The organism is Paenibacillus xylanexedens (assembly GCF_007680605.1).
Taxonomy (GTDB): Bacteria; Bacillota; Bacilli; order Paenibacillales; family Paenibacillaceae; genus Paenibacillus; species Paenibacillus xylanexedens_B.
Genome location: NZ_VEIO01000001.1, coordinates 1,110,000 through 1,127,167, shown reverse-complemented (window position 1 = coordinate 1,127,167; position 17,168 = coordinate 1,110,000). Strand labels below are relative to the sequence as shown.

Sequence of the window (17,168 nt, the reverse complement as noted above, 5' to 3'; positions counted from 1 at the left end):
ACGTTCATAATACTTAACAATTTATTTAAGAGTGCATGGCAAGCGCTTCTTGCCTGATCCATTGAACCAATTGTTTTGCTGCTGGCGACAACTGTTCTCCTGCCCGTGTACAGATGGCAATCGTATTCTGTAACTGTACGTTTTGTACATATACACGGGCAAGTTTACCTTGATTAACGTCCTCTCTTACAACAAGGGATGAGATGAAATTAGCGCCATATCCTGCCTTTACTGCGCTAATCGTTTCGTTTAATCCGTTGAACTGGAGTGTTATTCGTGGGGAGGGCAGGTTATTGGTCGTGCACAAGGCAGCCAGTCGATCTCGTGTTGCACTGCCTTTCTCACGCATGATGAATGGCTCAGCCATCATCTCGTGCAATGTAATGTTTTGACCTGCATACGGATGATCTGGATGCACCACAAACCACATTTCATCCTCGAATAACTTATCCCAATGCACACCCGGATGACTGACTCCACTTCCTCCGTATATTGCAATCTCGGCTTCATAACGAAGCAACTGGTCAAAAGCCATCTGTGTATTGCTTGTGCTTACCACAAGCTCAACATCCTCATGTGTCTGCTTGAACGTCGCAATCCAACTCGGCAACAAAAAATTGGCCGGCAAGTAAGTCGCCGTGAGACGAATCTGTCCTTTTCTCCCCTCCCTCATGTCCTCTAGAAATTGCTCTACTTCCTGTTCCAGCATAAACAAACGCTCGGCATATTCCATTAAATGTTTCCCTGCATCGGTAAGCACAAGTTTTCGTCCTTCGGAACCAAACAGCCCTATGCCTAGTTCACGCTCAAATCGTTTTACCTGAGAAGACACCGCAGGTTGACTGATATTCAATTCTTCCGCAGCCCGGGTAACTCCGCCGTACCTCACAATGGCGTGAAACAATCGTAATCCATGCAAATTCATACAACTTCTCCCCCTTCCTTACTTACTGGCGTACTGATCCAACATTTTATCATCACATTATATAACTTAATTATATATTAACATACAAAATATATATTTTATTTATATTTCAATCTCCTCTATAGTTGAATTATAAGAAATACAAATGCAGCCAAACAGAAAGGAAGATGTGTAATGAGTAAGCATGATTTGAATAATAGCCAGGTTAACCAGCCCGCCCGTTGGAATGAGGTCGATCATTATATAAACAGCCTTCTTCTTCCAAACGACAAAGACTTGCAAGCTGCACTTGAAGCCAATGCAGAAGCAGGGCTACCGTCACATGATGTCACACCGAATCAGGGAAAGTTCCTTCAGCTATTGCTGAAAATACAGGGGGCTTCGCGCGTACTGGAGATTGGAACTCTAGGTGCTTACAGCACCATCTGGATGGCCAGAGCTCTGCCGGATCATGGACGAATTGTTTCGCTGGAGTCAGAACCTAAACATGCGGAAATTGCTCAAGCCAATCTGACCCGAGCTGGGCTAATGCACAAAGTAGACCTTCGAGTAGGCCCGGCACTAACCTCCCTCCCAGATATTAAGGAAGAGTACCCTGAACCCTTTGATCTGATTTTCATCGATGCTGATAAACCGAGCAATCCGGATTACCTGAGATGGGCTTTGCGTCTGACACGACCAGGAAGCTTGATCATCGGAGATAATATTATCAGGGATGGGGAAGTCATTCACTCTGACAGTGAAGACCCGAGAGTTCAAGGGGTTCGAACCTTCCTCGAATGCATCGGAGATCACCCTCATCTTGAAGCCACGGCACTGCAAACCGTGGGCAGTAAAGGATACGATGGATTTGTGATTGCTCGTGTCACAGATGCCCCTGTAACAAAATAAACAGTGGTCAATTCTTCCGAAAATCTGCCTTTCCTGTTACACTGGTATCACTGCAAAGGCAGACTGGAGGGAGTTACTTGAGAGCTTTACGACAGATCCATGTTGAAATTGGCGGGTGGTCTCGCAATATTCAACTGTTCTTTCTGGCAAGTCTGCTGTATCAGATCGGAAACGGCATGTTCTCGGTTCTTTATAATCTGTACATTCAAGGCTTAGGTTACGATGACACCATGAATGGCCAAATTGTCAGTATCCAATCTCTTGCTACAGCAATCATGTTCATTCCTATTGGATTTAGCGGTGACAAGTTCAGCCGCAAAAAACTGTTGATTATCGGGGCGCTATTCAGCGGTGCTTTTCTAATCGGACGTTCCTTCGATTATGCCGCGAGCGGGTTGATCTGGTTTGCTGTATTTTCCGGCCTGTTTGCCGGTGTTTTTCAGGTGCTCGCTATTCCTTATCTCGCAGAGAACGTCAAAAAAAGTCAGCGTCTCAAAATGTTCAGTTATTATTCCTCTTTGGTGCTCGCATCTCAGGTTCTTGGCAGTCTGGGCGGAGGCGTGCTTGCAGACGTGCTTCATGCTGCCGGCATGGCCAAAGTCACCGGATTGCAGACGGTGTTATTTATGGGCGGAGCTGCGACACTAGCCGCATTTATTCCGTTGCTTTTTGTAACCGAGAATCAGGAGTCTCGGACAGATCTAAAACCGAAACAGCTTCAGCCTCACCAACACTCTGTCCAGGGGGCTGAAGCAGAGCTTACTCGTGCTGTAATTACACCACTCCCCGTTGATGATGACACACGTATTAAAAAAAGAGATACCAGGCTGATTGGTCAGTTCATTGTGACACAGTTGCTGATCGGATTAGGATCAGGACTCGTTGTGCCTTATCTGAATTTGTATTTTACGAATCGCTTCGCCGTATCGTTAAGCGGCATGAGCATCCTGATTGCACTCGGTCAGATCATGACCATTGTATCCATGCTGATTGGCCCAACGTTAGCTGCCAAAGTTGGCAGTGTACGAGCTGTCGTTATTTTCCAAGTATTATCGCTGCCCTTCCTGTTATTCACAGGTTTTACGAACCTGCTTTTCATTGCATCCGTCAGCTTTTTGTTCAGGCAAGCGCTCATGAATGCTGCTAATCCAATTCATTCCGCCATATTAGTGGATCGGATCTCGGATAAACGCCGCGGGATTGCCAACTCCATGATGCAAACTTCGTTTATGATTGGTTGGGCGACGATGGGGCCAGTGCAGTCATATCTGGTTACTACCTACGGAACTTATTGGGGATACGCGATTACGTTCAGCATTACAGGCTGTCTCTACGTCATCTCTTCCCTGATGTACTTCTTCATGTTTAGAGAGCCAAAGCCCTCTGTTACTGTTCTTGCAGACAGATCGTAACCATAAACAACTAAAAAAAGAGTATCCCCATGCTCTAGCACTCACGGGATACTCTCTTTTTTGGATTATTTCTCCTTGATTACCTACCAATATTTTGGATTATACATAATAACGACAATACCCAGGGTGACCACCGTTGCTAGAACAACAAAAGTGTAATATCTCGGTTTATTTTCTGGACTTGGAGCTTGCTCATCGTAATGATCAGAGTTGCGACGATAAGACCCCATCCACAGATCGCTCATCATATGGCCAACCACTTTCACCAGACGTTTCATCCAATCCATTATTAATCCCCCTTCCACAATCAATATTATTCCATATTAAGTATAATTAACCTTCTATAATCAAACAAGTCTTTCATCTTAGGCCCGGTGCTGTCTGTCGTTCCAACTGTGTCAAAATATGAAAGGCTTCTTGATTGTTGCTGCCGCACATCGCTTCCTCAGCCTGCAATCCACTACATACCGCCGGGCGGCTGGCTTGACCGAATATACCGCAACGATTATCGTCCGTCAGCTGGATGCATCGCATTCCCGCAGGTTTGCCCTCAGGCATGCCGGGAATCGGTGATGATATGGATATGGCAATACAACATGCGGCACATCCCGTCCTGCATTCCATGATGTTTCCTCCTTCATTTGCCTCGTATAACACTCTGTTACTTTGAGCGATTTACCCATGTCCATGTTCGTGCTAATCCTTGAGCGATTCTGCGGTTCATGTGCTCACTGGTAAAATATCCTCCGTGGCTCAGTGGATTCCAGCTTGTAGCTGGTCCACCGACACGCACCTCAATATCCTCCTTCACAGCGGCCGCATATGCCGGGTCAATGGGACGTAATGGATAACCTAATATATCGTTGCTTTCATAAAAATTAACCCACTCCCCTTCCAGATGTGGAAAGTAATGCGTGGCCTGCGGCGCAGGCACCCGAATGGGACGGCTGAAATTATCGTAGCGCAGACTCCATAGCGGCAGTGTTGTGCCAAAGGAGTAAAAATTGGTCAGCGTATCTCCCCGCTCCAAAGCAGAGTTCACATCCACAATTTCCGGTATTCGGTTGGATGACGGATACTGCAGATCATAGAAAAAGTTGCTTGCAATGACAGCTCCGAGACTATGAGCGATGACACAAAGCGGAGCTTCCGGCCCATTGCGCTGTGCGAGAACGTGCATGGCCTGATTCAGCGTTCGGTGCACAGCATCATAATGATGTCCTTGGTTCTCTACAGGTTGGTAAGCCACCGCATCGGCGAGATAATGAATGACAAAACGGCGCAATGCCTGATAGTTTAATCCCGGTGTGCGAACCAGCTGTTGAAACAAAGCCTCTTCACGCTCCTCGAACACGTCGGCCCAGAAGACGGGTTCAATATCAAGCATCTGTTTCGCGGCGCCTGGCAGCACCATAACACGTTCCATTTCTTTGCTCAAGCAAGCGATCAGCTTGTCAGCGTAGTTTTCTTTTTGCATACCCAGTCCATGAATGACCATCACCGCTACCCGAGTCATGGCTTTCCTCCTTATCATTTGACTAGGAACACTCCTTGTACACCCACTGTATGAACTGCTTTTTCTCCGTATGACTGACATTCAACTGAAGCACCAAACGAGTGCGCTTCGACTTATTATCAAAAATTGTAATTACTTGATCACATAACTATTTTATCATGATGCCTATGCAAAATCACACCTGTAAACGCCAAAAGAAGCTGCAGGTTTCACAGCTCCTTTTGACTACTACCAGATATGAATTTATCCTTTCAGATGAATCCTGAGAACACCGTTCTGACTTGAAGTCACATCTCCTGTCACCGTTTCAATCCGTTCAACCATATCCTGACCATCCGGAATAATGACAGGCGTAATGAGTGGATAACCCGCATTTTCGATGACGTTACGGTCAAATTCAAGCAACTTCTCCCCGGCTCTCACGCGATCACCCGTGTCTACATACATAGAGAAACCTTCCCCTTTTAGGGATACCGTATTAATGCCGACATGAATCAACACTTGAAGTCCGCTCGCATGTTCCAATATAACCGCATGTTTGCTCTTAATGACATGTGCAACTTTTGCGTCAAATGGGGCAACCACCTGATTGCCCGAAGGTTCGATTGCGATGCCTTCACCCATTTGTTTTTCGGCAAACGCCGGGTCAGGAACTTGCTCCAGCGGTACCGCTTTACCCGTCATTGGCGCCATAACTTCGAGTGTTTTTGCAGATGCATTTTCAGACTTCGCTGTACTACGATTGCGCTCAGCCGTCTCTGTTCCTGCTGCTGTCTCGGCAGATGTGATCCCTGAAGCGGACTCTCCGTTCGCCATCAGTCGATCTTCTTTTCTCAGCTTCGCCCGTCCAAACACAACAGTCAACAGGAACGGCACCACCAGAACGATAGCCATACCGATAAAGAACACCCCCCATTTATCCGGGAAAATGGACAGGAACCCTGGCACACCGCCTACACCGATGGACGTGGCCTGAACATTATTCATCGTTAGCAGTACACCACCAATGGCGGAACCGACCATACCGAAGATAAAAGGATAACGATAACGAATATTCACCCCAAAGATGGCTGGCTCGGTCACTCCGAGGAAAGCAGATACGGATGAGGTCGCCGCAAGCCCTCTCATTTTCTTCTCACGTAACACGAGCATCATGGCAAGTGCCGCCGAACCCTGCGCAATATTGGACAAAGCCAGCATCGGCCACAAGAAGGTGCCGCCTTGGCTACCAATTAGCTGTACGTCTACGGCAAGGAACGTATGGTGCATACCGGTAATAACGAGCAACGCGTACAGACCACCATAGATCAAACCACCCAGCGCAGCGTACGAATCATAGATGTAAATCAAACCGGATGTGATGGCGTTTGCAATTGCAAACGTAACCGGTCCGATAATCGTAAATGCCAGGAATCCGGTAACCAGCAATGTCACAGGAGCTACGACCAGCAATTTGATGGAATCATGCACCCTTTTATTCAGGAAAACTTCCATCTTGGCAAGCAGATACGCCGATACCAATACGGGCAGTACCTGACCCTGATAACCGATCTTCTCAATCTCCCAGCCAAACAAATTCCAGGTCGGAACCGTTCCTTTGTTCACCGCATCAGCGTAACCATATGCACTCAGCAGATCAGGATGTACCAGAATCAGACCCAGCACAATCCCGAGCAGCGGACTGCCGCCGAATCGGGTCACTGCTGACCAGCCGATCAAAGCGGGCAGGAATGTAAACGCGGTGCTTGCAATGGTATTAATGATGGAAGCCAGGTCTTTCCATGCCGGATACACATCCACTAATGATTTCCCATCAAAGAAGATACCAGGACCTGTCAAAATGTTGTTAATCCCGAGCAGTAGACCCGCTGTAATAATTGCTGGCAAGATCGGAATGAAAATGTCCGAGAGCGTTTTGATGGCACGCTGCAACGGATTTTGCTTTTTACCCGCGGCTGCTTTCACATCATCTTTGGAAGACCGTTCGCCTCCGGTAATCTGAATCATCTCTTCATAGACTTTATCCACCAGACCTGGACCGATGACGACCTGGAATTGGCCTTGGGAAGAGAATTGCCCTTTGACCAGATCATTTTGATCAAGTAGCTCTGTGTCTACTTTGTCCTCGTCATACAAAGCAAAGCGTAATCGCGTTACACAGTGCGTCGCCGCTTCAATATTGTCTTTGCCGCCGACGGCCCGGACGATCTCTTCGACTTGTTTTTTATCGATTGCCATAGTGTCACTTCCTATTTATAAAATGGAATTCATTCTGTTACTGCTTGATTAACCACATATAAGAAGCATACGGACTAAGCGAGAGTTCTTGCTTCAGCTCAGGTTTTGCATCCGTATTGCTGATCAGAAGTTCAGGTGATTTACCTGCAATATGATTGTTCCAGACCGCTTCAGGAACTTGAAAGGTTGTATCCTGTTTACGGAAGTTGGACACTACGATTAATGTCTCATTCCCGTTGGCGCGTGCATATGCAAACACTTCAGCGTGCGCATCATCCAAACGTTCGTACAAACCGTCAGTCAGGACATTCACCTCTTTACGCAAATGGATCAGCTTACGGTAATGATGATAGATGGAATCCGGGTTGCCGATCTGCTCCTCCACATGGATGGACGGATATCTCTCATCCACCTTGAGCCAAGGTGTTCCGGTTGTAAATCCAGCATTAGCCGTACCGTCCCACTGCATCGGTGTCCGGGAATTATCCCGGGAACGCTCCTTCACAATCTGGAAAGCCTCTTCGGCCGTTTTGCCCCGCTCTTCCTGCAACAAACGATACATATTGGTGGACTCAATGTCGCGGAACTCGCTGATGTCATTCCAAACGGGGTTAGGCATACCAATCTCTTCGCCCTGATAGACATAAGGCGTACCTTGTAATCCATGTAAAGTCGTCGCCAGCATTTTGGCACTCTCCGCACGGTATTCTCCATCATCTGCGAAGCGGGATAACGCACGCGGCTGATCATGGTTGTTCAGGAACAGTGCATTCCAGCCGCCACCAGCCTGCATTCCGGTCTGCCACTCACTGAACAGTTGCTTCATGGATTCAAAGTCGTATGGCATCAGTTCCCATTTCTGTCCATCTGGGTAATCCACCTTCAAATGATGAAAGTTAAAGGTCATCGAGAATTCTCTTGAAGCCCGATTGGAATAACGAATACAGTGCGCAAGCGTAGTCGAGGACATCTCCCCTACCGTCACCATGTTATAGGGCCCAAATACTTCATCGTACATTTCCGTAATATATTCGTGCACTCGTGGCCCATCCGTATAGTACTTGCGTCCATCACCCGGTGACACGCTGCCATCATCGTCCGGGAAACGCTGATCTTTGGAAATGAGGTTAATGACGTCCATCCGGAAACCGTCGACTCCTTTTTCCGCCCAGAACTTGATCATGTCGCGGACAGCCTTGCGTACTTCCTCATTCTCCCAGTTCAGGTCTGCCTGCGTTTGATCAAACAACGTTAAATAATATTGTCCGGTCTGCTCATCATACTGCCAAGCTGGCCCACCAAATTTCGATTGCCAGTTGTTCGGTACACCGCCGTCCGGCGCGGGGTCTCTCCAAATGTAATAATCCCGATAAGGATTGTCCTTCGATGAACGAGACTGCTTGAACCATTCATGGTCGGTTGAGGAGTGATTCACCACGATGTCAATCATCAGCTTCATGTCACGCGCTTTCAGCTCGGCAAGCAATTCATCGAAATCTTCCATCGTTCCATAGTCGGGGTTAATGCGGTAATAGTCTGCTACGTCATACCCGTTATCACGCTGCGGGGAAACGTATACGGGCTGCAACCAAACAATGTCGATCCCCAAATGCTGCAAATAATCCAGCTTCTCCGTTAACCCCCGTATGTCGCCAGTCCCTGATCCTGTTGTATCATTGAAGCTCTTCGGATACACCTGATACACCGTAGACCGCTTCCACCACGATGATGGCTCTGTATTCTTCGAACTCATGTTAACGCCTCCAATTGTTGTATTGCTCTAACCAGACTCCTCGGATATTTCATCATCTATATTACATAACTAAACATGTATATACAAGTTGAAACGCAAATATGTACATTCTGCTTCTCTTCTACTCATTCCCCATTAATGTTTTAGCTGTAACATTTATTTGAAGAATTCGTCTCGCAAACTCCATGATATGTGTATTACATCACCAAAAAACCGTCTGTTCCCCTGGACTAATCCCGGTTTTTCAGACGGTTGAAAGATATAACTTCAATCTATTTCACAATTAAAGCACCTCGGGTGTTGCTAAGGATTGGCCCTGTTTCTCTCGAAGATTCAGCTTCAATGTAGCTCGCGCAGCCTTTTCTTCTGCTTCCAATTCAGCGGCGCTAATCTCACCGGAGAGCACAGCACGCATCCGTTTCTGATCGAGCAATCCTTCCCATCTCGCAACGACAAATGCCGCTACACAGTTCCCCATCAGGTTCGTAAAAACACGCATCGTATCCATAAAGCGGTCTGCACCAAGCAGCAGAGCCACTGCTGCTACCGGAAAAGCATTCACTGCCGCCGCCGTAGCTGACAGAGCAAGAAACGCCGAACCGGGAACACCCGCCATGCCTTTCGAGCTTAGCATCAGCACCAGCAGAATGGTGATCTCTTGACCCAAGGTCAGGTCAATGCCGACAGCCTGAGCAACAAAGACCGTCGCTAACGATAGATAGATGGAAGCCCCGTCCAGATTAAATGAGTATCCCGTAGGCACCACCAGTCCAACCACTGCACGATCACACCCCGCCTTCGTCAGCTTGTCCATCATACGCGGCATCACAACTTCTGATGAGCCTGTTCCAATCGCGAGCATCACTTCTGAACGAGTGTATCGGACAAACTGTATAAAGTTCAGCCCTGTAATCCACCAGGCAGCCAGCGCTAACAGCAACAGGAATAACAGAGCAGCGCCGTAACAAGCCAATATTAACAATCCAAAGGAGGAAAGGGTGGAAGCGCCGTACGCCCCTATAGTGTAGGCCATTGCACCAAAAGCGCCTATCGGAGCCAGCTTCATAATGTAACCGATCATTCGGAACACAATCCCAAGTAGCTGCTCCATCAGGTTCAGTACATTTTCCTTAGCCTTGCTCTCCGTGGCTGCCAAGGCAACCCCGAACAGACAGGCAACAAGCAGCACTTGCAGCAGGGCATTCTGGGCAAAGGCATCCACGACACTTGTTGGAATAATGTTCAACATAAAATCAACCGTATGCGGAAGCTCGGACCCCTTTGTTTTTGCCTCGATTCCGCTGGCGTCAATGCTGGCGGGATCTACATTCATTCCCGCCCCTGGACGAAGCAGATTGGCTGTGCATAAACCAAGCACAAGTGCAACCGTTGTGGCAAGCTCGAACCACAAAATTGCTTTAAGCCCGATTCGGCCAACAGACTTCAGATCACCCATTTTAGCGATACCTGTAACGATGACCATAAAAATTAACGGTGCAATCAGCATTTTGATTAATTTGATAAAACCTGTACCCAAGGGTTGCAATAGACTCCCCAGATCGGGCCACAACATACCTACTCCAATACCGATGATTACTGCTGCAATGATCTGAAAAAATAAAGATTTTACAAATGTCATGAACGCTCCCCCGTTTGCAATCGTTTCGGATATCCGGTTGGTTTCCGTGTAACTTTTTATAACATTGCTGTCTTTCAAGCTACAATGCCATTTCGTTCATTTTGTGATAGTGACCAACAATTGCCCTTTAAATTGAATGCTCAGCACAAAAAAAGCGAATGACGCATCATCTTTCTTGACGCATCATTCGCCTTTTATAATGAATATGGATCTGACCTCAAACCAGCTTCCTTTTTACAGGGAAATGGACTCACCAGGTGCCAGTACACGACCCTCCAACCCTTTGGAAGCCAGCTGCTGCACAAAATTCTCTGCATCCTGACGAATCGCGGGGAACGTGTCATAATGTACGGGAATCGTCAGTTTGGCATTAAACCATTCCGCTGCCTGTAATGCATCTTCAGGCCCCATCGTATAATGTCCGCCAATCGGCAGGAAGGCAACATCGATTTGATGCCGATCCCCAATCATCTTCATATCGCCAAACAGGCTTGTGTCGCCAGCATGTAGAACCGTTTTGCCACCAATATCAATGATAAATCCGGCAGGCAAACCTGCATACATAATCCGCTGTTCTTCTTCCAGCACAATGCCGGACGTATGGAACGCCTGAATCATTTTCGCTTTGGCGAATTCAAGATCTACCGTACCGCCCATATTCATGCCGAGGGTATCAAGCCCCTTCCACGACATATATGTAGCCAATTCCACAATCGCCACCACTTTGGCATTGTTGGCTTTGGCAATCGGTTCAGCATCCAGAATGTGATCCATGTGCGCATGTGTCAGCAGGACTACATCCGTCTTGATATCCTCTGGTTTGGTTACCGCCAACTCATTGCCACGCAAAAATGGATCAATCATGAGTGATTTATTTTCTGTGCCCAGTTGTACACTGGAGTGTCCGTGGTACGTAATATTCAACAATTCATATTCCTCCTGACTTTAATATAAGTTGTCCTCTCCGTTGCTGTGTGAACAAAAAAACTCAACTTATATTTTTAGATTATTATAATTCAGAACGCTGCGCGAGCGCAAAACTGCCATCCTTGTTACGTTCGTCAGCTAGCTATGCATAATAATCACTTTCATACGCCGCTTGCGCATTGCTTACTCGCCGCTCTTACGCTTTTTGCAATACACCCTTGCTTCATATGGTTGCAACAAAATAGCTCCATCATCGGTTGAATACCGTCTGCTCACGTTGCCAATCATGAATTTGCTGTCTTCTGCATTCCAGCCTTCTGGCCATATCATCTCTGGCTCGTTTGAACTGAAATTCATCACGATTAACCACTGCTCATCATTCAGTGTACGTGTATATGCATAAATTTCCGGGTCATCCGCCAAAAGCAGTTGGTATGCTCCGTAAATCAACACCCGGTTTTGCTTCCGCAGTGTTATTAATTTACGGTAATAATGCAGGATGGAATGTGGGTCCGTCTCCGCGTCCGCTACATTGATATCCTTATAATTGCTGTTCACTTCGATCCAAGGATTACCTGCGGTAAAACCGGCATGCTCCGATTCATCCCATTGCATCGGTGTTCGTGCATTATCCCGGCTCTTCAGCCAGATGGCCTCCATCACCTCATGCTTGGATTTCCCTTGCCCGATATAGTGATTGTAATAATTTTTAGTTTCGATATCCCGATATTGGTCTATGTCAGGGAACGCTACGTTGGTCATGCCAATCTCTTCCCCTTGATAGATATACGGCGTGCCTTCCAGCGTTAACATCCATGTTGCCAGCATTTGTGCAGAACGCACGCGGTATTTACCATCATCTCCAAAACGCGAAACCGGGCGCGGCTGATCATGATTGCCCATATAGTTGGCGTTCCAGCCCCGGCCGTGCAGCACCGTCTGCCAACGGCTCATGATTTCTTTTAGCTCCGTGAGCTTCCAAGGTTTATAGTTCCATTTCCCAATGCCCGAGGACTGGGCATCAATGAACATATGCTCAAACTGAAACACCATGTTTAATTCATCCCGATCCGTACCGACATAAGCTAAAGCCTGTTCTGGCCCTAGCCCCGAGGTTTCTCCCACCGTCATCGGGCCGTATGGCTTCAGTATCATCTGATTTAACTTGCGGAGGATGGAATGGACCTGATCCAGATTGGAAAACAGCTCATACGCCTGTACGACAGGCAGGTTGTTCGGGTTATGTGCATTGGGTAAGCCATCGGCTTTGGCGATATGGGCAACTGCGTCAAAGCGGAAGCCATCTACCCCTTTTTCCAGCCACCAATGCACCATCTCGTACATTTCTTCAGCCATCTTCGGATTATTCCAGTTCAGATCGGGTTGATGCTCCGAGTATAGATGCATGTAATATTCGTTCGTTTCCGGGTCATGCTTCCATACTGAACCCCCGAAATAAGACTCCCAGTTGTTCGGCACCTGTCCGTTTTTACCGGAACGCCAGATGTAATAGTCACGCCTTGCATTGGTTTTGGAAGAACGGGATTCCGCAAACCAGGCATGTTCATCCGAAGTATGATTCAGCACAAGATCCATCATGACTTTGAGTCCACGCTTATGCGCTTCAGCAAGTAGCCGGTCAAAGTCCTCCATCGTGCCATATTTTCGTAAAATAGCGTAGTAATCACGGATGTCATATCCGTTATCATGACCTGGGGAATCATAGATGGGACACAGCCAAATGACGTCTACGCCCAGCTTTTGCAAATAATCAAGCTTCTCATAGATCCCCTGCAAATCGCCATATCCGTCTCCGTCGCTGTCTTTGAAGCTACTCGGATAAATCTGATATACCACACTTTCCTTCCACCAAACGATAACACCCACCTCGCTTTCTTCTCTTGTGAAGCAATTCACCCGTTAATATGTTTTATCCGAAAAGAAACCCTTATAAACACCTGAACCTAGGTTTTATACCAAAAGACCAAAAGACCCGAAACCGCAATCGCACTGGGCGATCAGCTTCGAGTCTTACTTGACCTCGTTTTCCGCCGAATGAGCGGTAAGGTCTATTTTAACGGGATGTAGATCTTCATATCCAGCCGCTCGGGCGTCGACTTCCACACATCGGTCACTTCAAAGTCCGGCCCTTCCCGCCGTTCATACTTGGAAGCTGGCAGCCAGCTTCCGTAGATCATTTTGCGCACATCCTGCTCTGAGCCTTCGGTTGTAAACTCGGCATATAGCCCGTCTGGAATCTCCAGACAGGTATATCCGGGTTTTAAGGAATCACCGCTTCCTGCACTCTCTTCGCCAACGATAAATGAAAATGCCCCATCCTCCTGAAAATGAGCCGCAACACCATACGCCATATCGGGGCGAATTCGCTCGGGAATGTTCATAAACTTCTGCTCACGCCCGAATTCATGATAGAATCCGGGAATCTCTGTGTAATGTTGCTCTGAATTCAGGTTGGTCTTATATTCATATCCGATGATCCGGATCGGCTCCAGCGTCACCATACGTGGCGGATTCATATGGAACGCTGTGCCAAGCTGTGAACGATATTCATTAAAATCAATACGTTGTTGCATGAACTCCTCTGTTAAAGCTTCCTGTTGCTGCTTGCGAAACCGCGCCGGTGTGACGCCAAAGTGAGCGTCAAATGCCCGGGTAAAGGCTTCCTGCGATTGATAACCATAGCTAAGCGCAATTTCCAGTACACCCTGCGCCGAGTTTCGCAAGGTCGAAGCTGCCTCCGTTAGTCTTCGTCTGCGCAAGTACTCCAGAACAGTAAAACCTGTAATCGCCTGAAACAAACGTTGAAAATGAAATACTGAAAAACTGGATGCAGCCGACACATCCTTTATGTTGAAAGGCTCCTGCAGATGCTTTTCCAGATGCTCGATGGCAAGCTGAATACGCGCATAGTGATCCATATGTTCCGTCTCCTATTCGTTCGCGTGATATGTACCCTACTTTGTCTTCCTTACTGGTCTGTTGCTTCCCTTAGTATGACTGAAATGCCCCGGCAGTTTTTGATGCTGAATGCGAACTTATGATATTCATAACAAAAATCTCTTGTTCCTGTCCGCAGCCCTGCAGCGAACTTCCCACTGCCAGGCGCAGACATCAAACAAGAGAGAGCGGACTTCCGTTTGTAAAGCTAACTTAAATGCTAATTTATCCGTTCTATTTTTTAAACATGCTTCTTCTCAATTCTAACCATTCCAGTGCCCAGACACAGGATGAATGCCCCATATATCGGTTGCATACTCACTTATTGTTCGGTCACTGGAGAAAATACCTGAATGTGCTGTGTTAAGCACAGCCTTGCGAGTCCAGTCCGAAACATCGCGATACGCTCGATCAATCGCTGCATGTGCGTCGGCATACGCTGCAAAATCCCGTAATACAAAATATTCATCCCCATGCGCGAGCAAAGAGTCATAAATATCCCAGAACTCCCCATCCCGATAACAGAATGCCCCCGGATGTACCAATTGCTCTACGACTTCACGAATACGTTCGTCCTGATTCACGATTTCGTTCGGACGATAGTTGCCGTTCCGATAATATTCCAGCACTTCGTCGGCACGCAAGCCATAGATGAACATATTCTCTTCACCCACTTGCTCTGCCATCTCCACGTTTGCACCGTCCATCGTACCAATCGTCAGTGCGCCATTCATCATAAATTTCATATTACCTGTACCCGATGCTTCTTTCCCCGCTGTCGAGATCTGTTCACTCACATCTGCCGCAGGGATAATTTTCTCGGCAAGCGAGACCGAATAGTTTTCCAGGAAAAAGACCTTCAACCGGTCATTTACTGCTGCATCGCGATTCACGGTATCTGACACCGTATTGATCAGTTTGATGATCTTCTTTGCAAAATAATAACTCGGCGCTGCCTTTGCTCCAAAAATAAACGTGCGCGGCACCATATCAAACGAAGCATCACTTTTCAGCTTGTTATACAGATGCATGACATGCAAAATGTTCAGAAGCTGTCTTTTGTACCCATGCAACCTTTTCACCTGCACGTCAAACACGGAATCCGGGTCAACGGCTACTCCCGTGTGATCCAGGATATAAGACGCCAGACGATTTTTGTTATCTCGTTTAATTGCACGAAATTGCTCCTTGAACGCGGATTGATCGGCGTAATCAGCCAGTTGCTCCAGTTTGCCAGGTTCCGTGATCCATTCATTGCCGATCGTTTCTGTAATGAGATTCGACAGCTTCGGGTTGGCATGCATTAACCAGCGCCGGTGTGTAATACCATTGGTTTTGTTGTTAAAACGTTCAGGGTACAGGGCATAAAACGGCGCCATCTCCCGCTCTTTCAAAATCTCGGTATGCAGTGCAGCCACACCATTGACACTATGACTGCCTACGATGGCAAGGTGTGCCATGCGAACTTGATCATTCGCAATAATTGCCATCTGCTCAATGCGTTCGTCATCACCCGGATAACGATCCAGCAGCAACCCGCAGAAACGTTTATTAATCTCTTCAATGATCATATAAATACGTGGCAGTAGCTTGCTGACCATAGGTACAGGCCATTTTTCCAGCGCTTCGCTTAGAGTCGTGTGATTTGTATAAGATACCGTGCGTGCAGTAATATCCCACGCCTCATCCCAGCCATAGCCCTTATCATCCATTAGAATTCGCATCAGTTCGGGAATGACCAGAGTAGGATGGGTGTCATTGATATGGAAGGCCACTTTGTCCGGCAGGCGGTCATACGACAGTCCCAGCTTGCTAAATGTACGTAGTGCACTCTGCACTCCTGCGGAACACATAAAGTACTGCTGTTTCAAACGCAACAACTTGCCCTCGTATTGGGAATCATCCGGGTACAGGAATTCCGAGATCGACTCCACCGAACGGCTGTAATCCAGATATCCGTAATAGTTCGAAGGGGTATCCAATGACGTTTCTCGTTTCGGCTCCGCACTCCATAACCGTAATGTGTTGACATGGGACTGACCATAACCGATAACGGGCACGTCATACGGTACGGCAACGACCGCTTCAGCATCCTTTGTCACGAAATGATAATGTCCATCCTGCTCATAGGCTTCTACCCGGCCCCAGAACTGAACCTCTACCTTTTTATCTGGACGCCGCACCTCCCATTCATTGCCCTTTTCCAGCCAGTTATCAGGCAACTCTACCTGATTGCCATTAATAATTTTTTGCTCGAATAGACCGTATTTGTAGCGGATACCACATCCATGTCCCGCATAGCCAAGTGAAGCCAAGGAGTCCAGGAAACAGGCAGCAAGCCTCCCCAGTCCTCCATTGCCTAGCCCTGCATCTGCTTCCTGTTCCTCAATACACTCCAGTGAAAATCCAAGTTCCTCCAGACTGTCACGAACCAGTTCCAGCTCATTTACGTTCAACAGATTGTTTCCGAGCAGACGTCCAATCAGAAACTCCAGCGAGAAGTAATACACCTGTTTATCCTGACGCTGCTTGAATCCCTGATTCGAAGCCGCCCAGTCCTGACCCACGTATTCACGGATCATGCTGCCGAGCACATGGTACACGTCTTCCTTCGTAGCTTCTTCAATTGGTTTGCCCAGTTTGCTGACGAGATTCCGTTGAAAGATTGATTTGAACGTTTCTTTGTTGTCAAACAAAAGTAGGTTCCTCCCGGTGAAATCCTGCGAGGTGAGGGCGGTTCGTGATTTTAAGTACCCGGGCTTCTCTGCTAAGTGACCGTTTCGGTCACGAATCATTCTCTCGATCGCTGTTGTCTCTTCCATTTCCTGATCACCTTTTACAAGGTTGAAATGGAGAGACAAAGGCGAACGCTTCGCTTCTACAGAATTGATTTCGTTCCCTGCACTACG

The 17,168-nt window shown here is 47.4% G+C and carries 13 protein-coding genes; 2 read left to right on the top strand and 11 right to left on the bottom strand.

Annotated features, from left to right (window positions below; genetic code table 11):
- Positions 1–25: 25 nt before the first annotated feature.
- On the bottom strand, positions 26–925 hold the full coding sequence (locus tag FS818_RS05205; protein ID WP_145330229.1) for a LysR family transcriptional regulator: 900 nt from the start codon (positions 923–925) through the stop codon (positions 26–28).
- 174 nt (positions 926–1,099) lie between these two features.
- Between FS818_RS05205 and FS818_RS05200 the strand changes: the two genes are divergently transcribed.
- Together FS818_RS05200 and FS818_RS05195 are read left to right on the top strand one after the other, a co-directional pair.
- A complete protein-coding gene (locus tag FS818_RS05200; RefSeq protein ID WP_145330227.1) occupies positions 1,100–1,816 on the top strand; it encodes an O-methyltransferase in 717 nt (238 codons plus the stop codon).
- Positions 1,817–1,893: 77 nt separating this feature from the next.
- A complete protein-coding gene (locus FS818_RS05195; RefSeq protein WP_145330225.1) occupies positions 1,894–3,228 on the top strand; it encodes an MFS transporter in 1,335 nt (444 codons plus the stop codon).
- A gap of 83 nt (positions 3,229–3,311) precedes the next feature.
- On the opposite strand, the gene FS818_RS05190 is transcribed toward FS818_RS05195, so the two are convergent.
- The 10 genes from FS818_RS05190 to FS818_RS05145 all read right to left on the bottom strand — a co-directional run bounded on the left by FS818_RS05190 (position 3,312) and on the right by FS818_RS05145 (position 16,955).
- Positions 3,312–3,515, bottom strand: coding sequence for a hypothetical protein (locus tag FS818_RS05190; RefSeq protein WP_145330223.1), 204 nt, complete (start codon positions 3,513–3,515; stop codon positions 3,312–3,314).
- A 73-nt stretch (positions 3,516–3,588) separates the two neighbouring features.
- The gene (locus FS818_RS05185) at positions 3,589–3,852 is read right to left on the bottom strand and encodes a YkgJ family cysteine cluster protein (RefSeq protein WP_090920646.1); all 264 of its coding nucleotides are present in this window, start codon (positions 3,850–3,852) and stop codon (positions 3,589–3,591) included.
- Positions 3,853–3,889: 37 nt separating this feature from the next.
- A complete protein-coding gene (locus tag FS818_RS05180; protein WP_145330221.1) occupies positions 3,890–4,744 on the bottom strand; it encodes a chemotaxis protein in 855 nt (284 codons plus the stop codon).
- Positions 4,745–4,987: 243 nt separating this feature from the next.
- Positions 4,988–6,982: a PTS system trehalose-specific EIIBC component gene (treP, locus tag FS818_RS05175; RefSeq protein WP_145330219.1), complete on the bottom strand. Its 1,995-nt coding sequence runs from the start codon at positions 6,980–6,982 to the stop codon at positions 4,988–4,990.
- 37 nt (positions 6,983–7,019) lie between these two features.
- Positions 7,020–8,735, bottom strand: a complete 1,716-nt coding sequence (treC, locus tag FS818_RS05170; protein WP_145330217.1) for an alpha,alpha-phosphotrehalase — start codon at positions 8,733–8,735, stop codon at positions 7,020–7,022.
- Positions 8,736–9,018: 283 nt separating this feature from the next.
- On the bottom strand, positions 9,019–10,374 hold the full coding sequence (gene dctA, locus FS818_RS05165) for a C4-dicarboxylate transporter DctA (protein WP_145330215.1): 1,356 nt from the start codon (positions 10,372–10,374) through the stop codon (positions 9,019–9,021).
- Between the two features lie 234 nt (positions 10,375–10,608).
- Positions 10,609–11,301, bottom strand: coding sequence for a metal-dependent hydrolase (locus FS818_RS05160; RefSeq protein WP_145330213.1), 693 nt, complete (start codon positions 11,299–11,301; stop codon positions 10,609–10,611).
- 183 nt (positions 11,302–11,484) lie between these two features.
- Positions 11,485–13,218 (bottom strand): glycoside hydrolase family 13 protein, encoded by a 1,734-nt coding sequence (locus FS818_RS05155; RefSeq protein WP_397351714.1) that lies wholly within the window; start codon positions 13,216–13,218, stop codon positions 11,485–11,487.
- Positions 13,219–13,370: 152 nt separating this feature from the next.
- Positions 13,371–14,240 (bottom strand): AraC family transcriptional regulator, encoded by an 870-nt coding sequence (locus FS818_RS05150; RefSeq protein ID WP_145330209.1) that lies wholly within the window; start codon positions 14,238–14,240, stop codon positions 13,371–13,373.
- Between the two features lie 282 nt (positions 14,241–14,522).
- Positions 14,523–16,955, bottom strand: coding sequence for a glycogen/starch/alpha-glucan phosphorylase (locus FS818_RS05145; protein WP_145330207.1), 2,433 nt, complete (start codon positions 16,953–16,955; stop codon positions 14,523–14,525).
- Positions 16,956–17,168 lie beyond the last annotated feature (213 nt).

What these genes read in the sequence shown, in the direction of transcription:
- FS818_RS05205 (WP_145330229.1), bottom strand. Translation starts at nt 925, where the DNA reads ATGAATTTGCATGGATTACGATTGTTTCACGCCATTGTGAGGTACGGC.
- FS818_RS05200 (WP_145330227.1), top strand. Translation starts at nt 1,100, where the DNA reads ATGAGTAAGCATGATTTGAATAATAGCCAGGTTAACCAGCCCGCCCGT.
- FS818_RS05190 (WP_145330223.1), bottom strand. Translation starts at nt 3,515, where the DNA reads ATGGATTGGATGAAACGTCTGGTGAAAGTGGTTGGCCATATGATGAGC.
- FS818_RS05185 (WP_090920646.1), bottom strand. Translation starts at nt 3,852, where the DNA reads ATGGAATGCAGGACGGGATGTGCCGCATGTTGTATTGCCATATCCATA.
- FS818_RS05180 (WP_145330221.1), bottom strand. Translation starts at nt 4,744, where the DNA reads ATGACTCGGGTAGCGGTGATGGTCATTCATGGACTGGGTATGCAAAAA.
- treP (WP_145330219.1), bottom strand. Translation starts at nt 6,982, where the DNA reads ATGGCAATCGATAAAAAACAAGTCGAAGAGATCGTCCGGGCCGTCGGC.
- treC (WP_145330217.1), bottom strand. Translation starts at nt 8,735, where the DNA reads ATGAGTTCGAAGAATACAGAGCCATCATCGTGGTGGAAGCGGTCTACG.
- dctA (WP_145330215.1), bottom strand. Translation starts at nt 10,374, where the DNA reads ATGACATTTGTAAAATCTTTATTTTTTCAGATCATTGCAGCAGTAATC.
- FS818_RS05150 (WP_145330209.1), bottom strand. Translation starts at nt 14,240, where the DNA reads ATGGATCACTATGCGCGTATTCAGCTTGCCATCGAGCATCTGGAAAAG.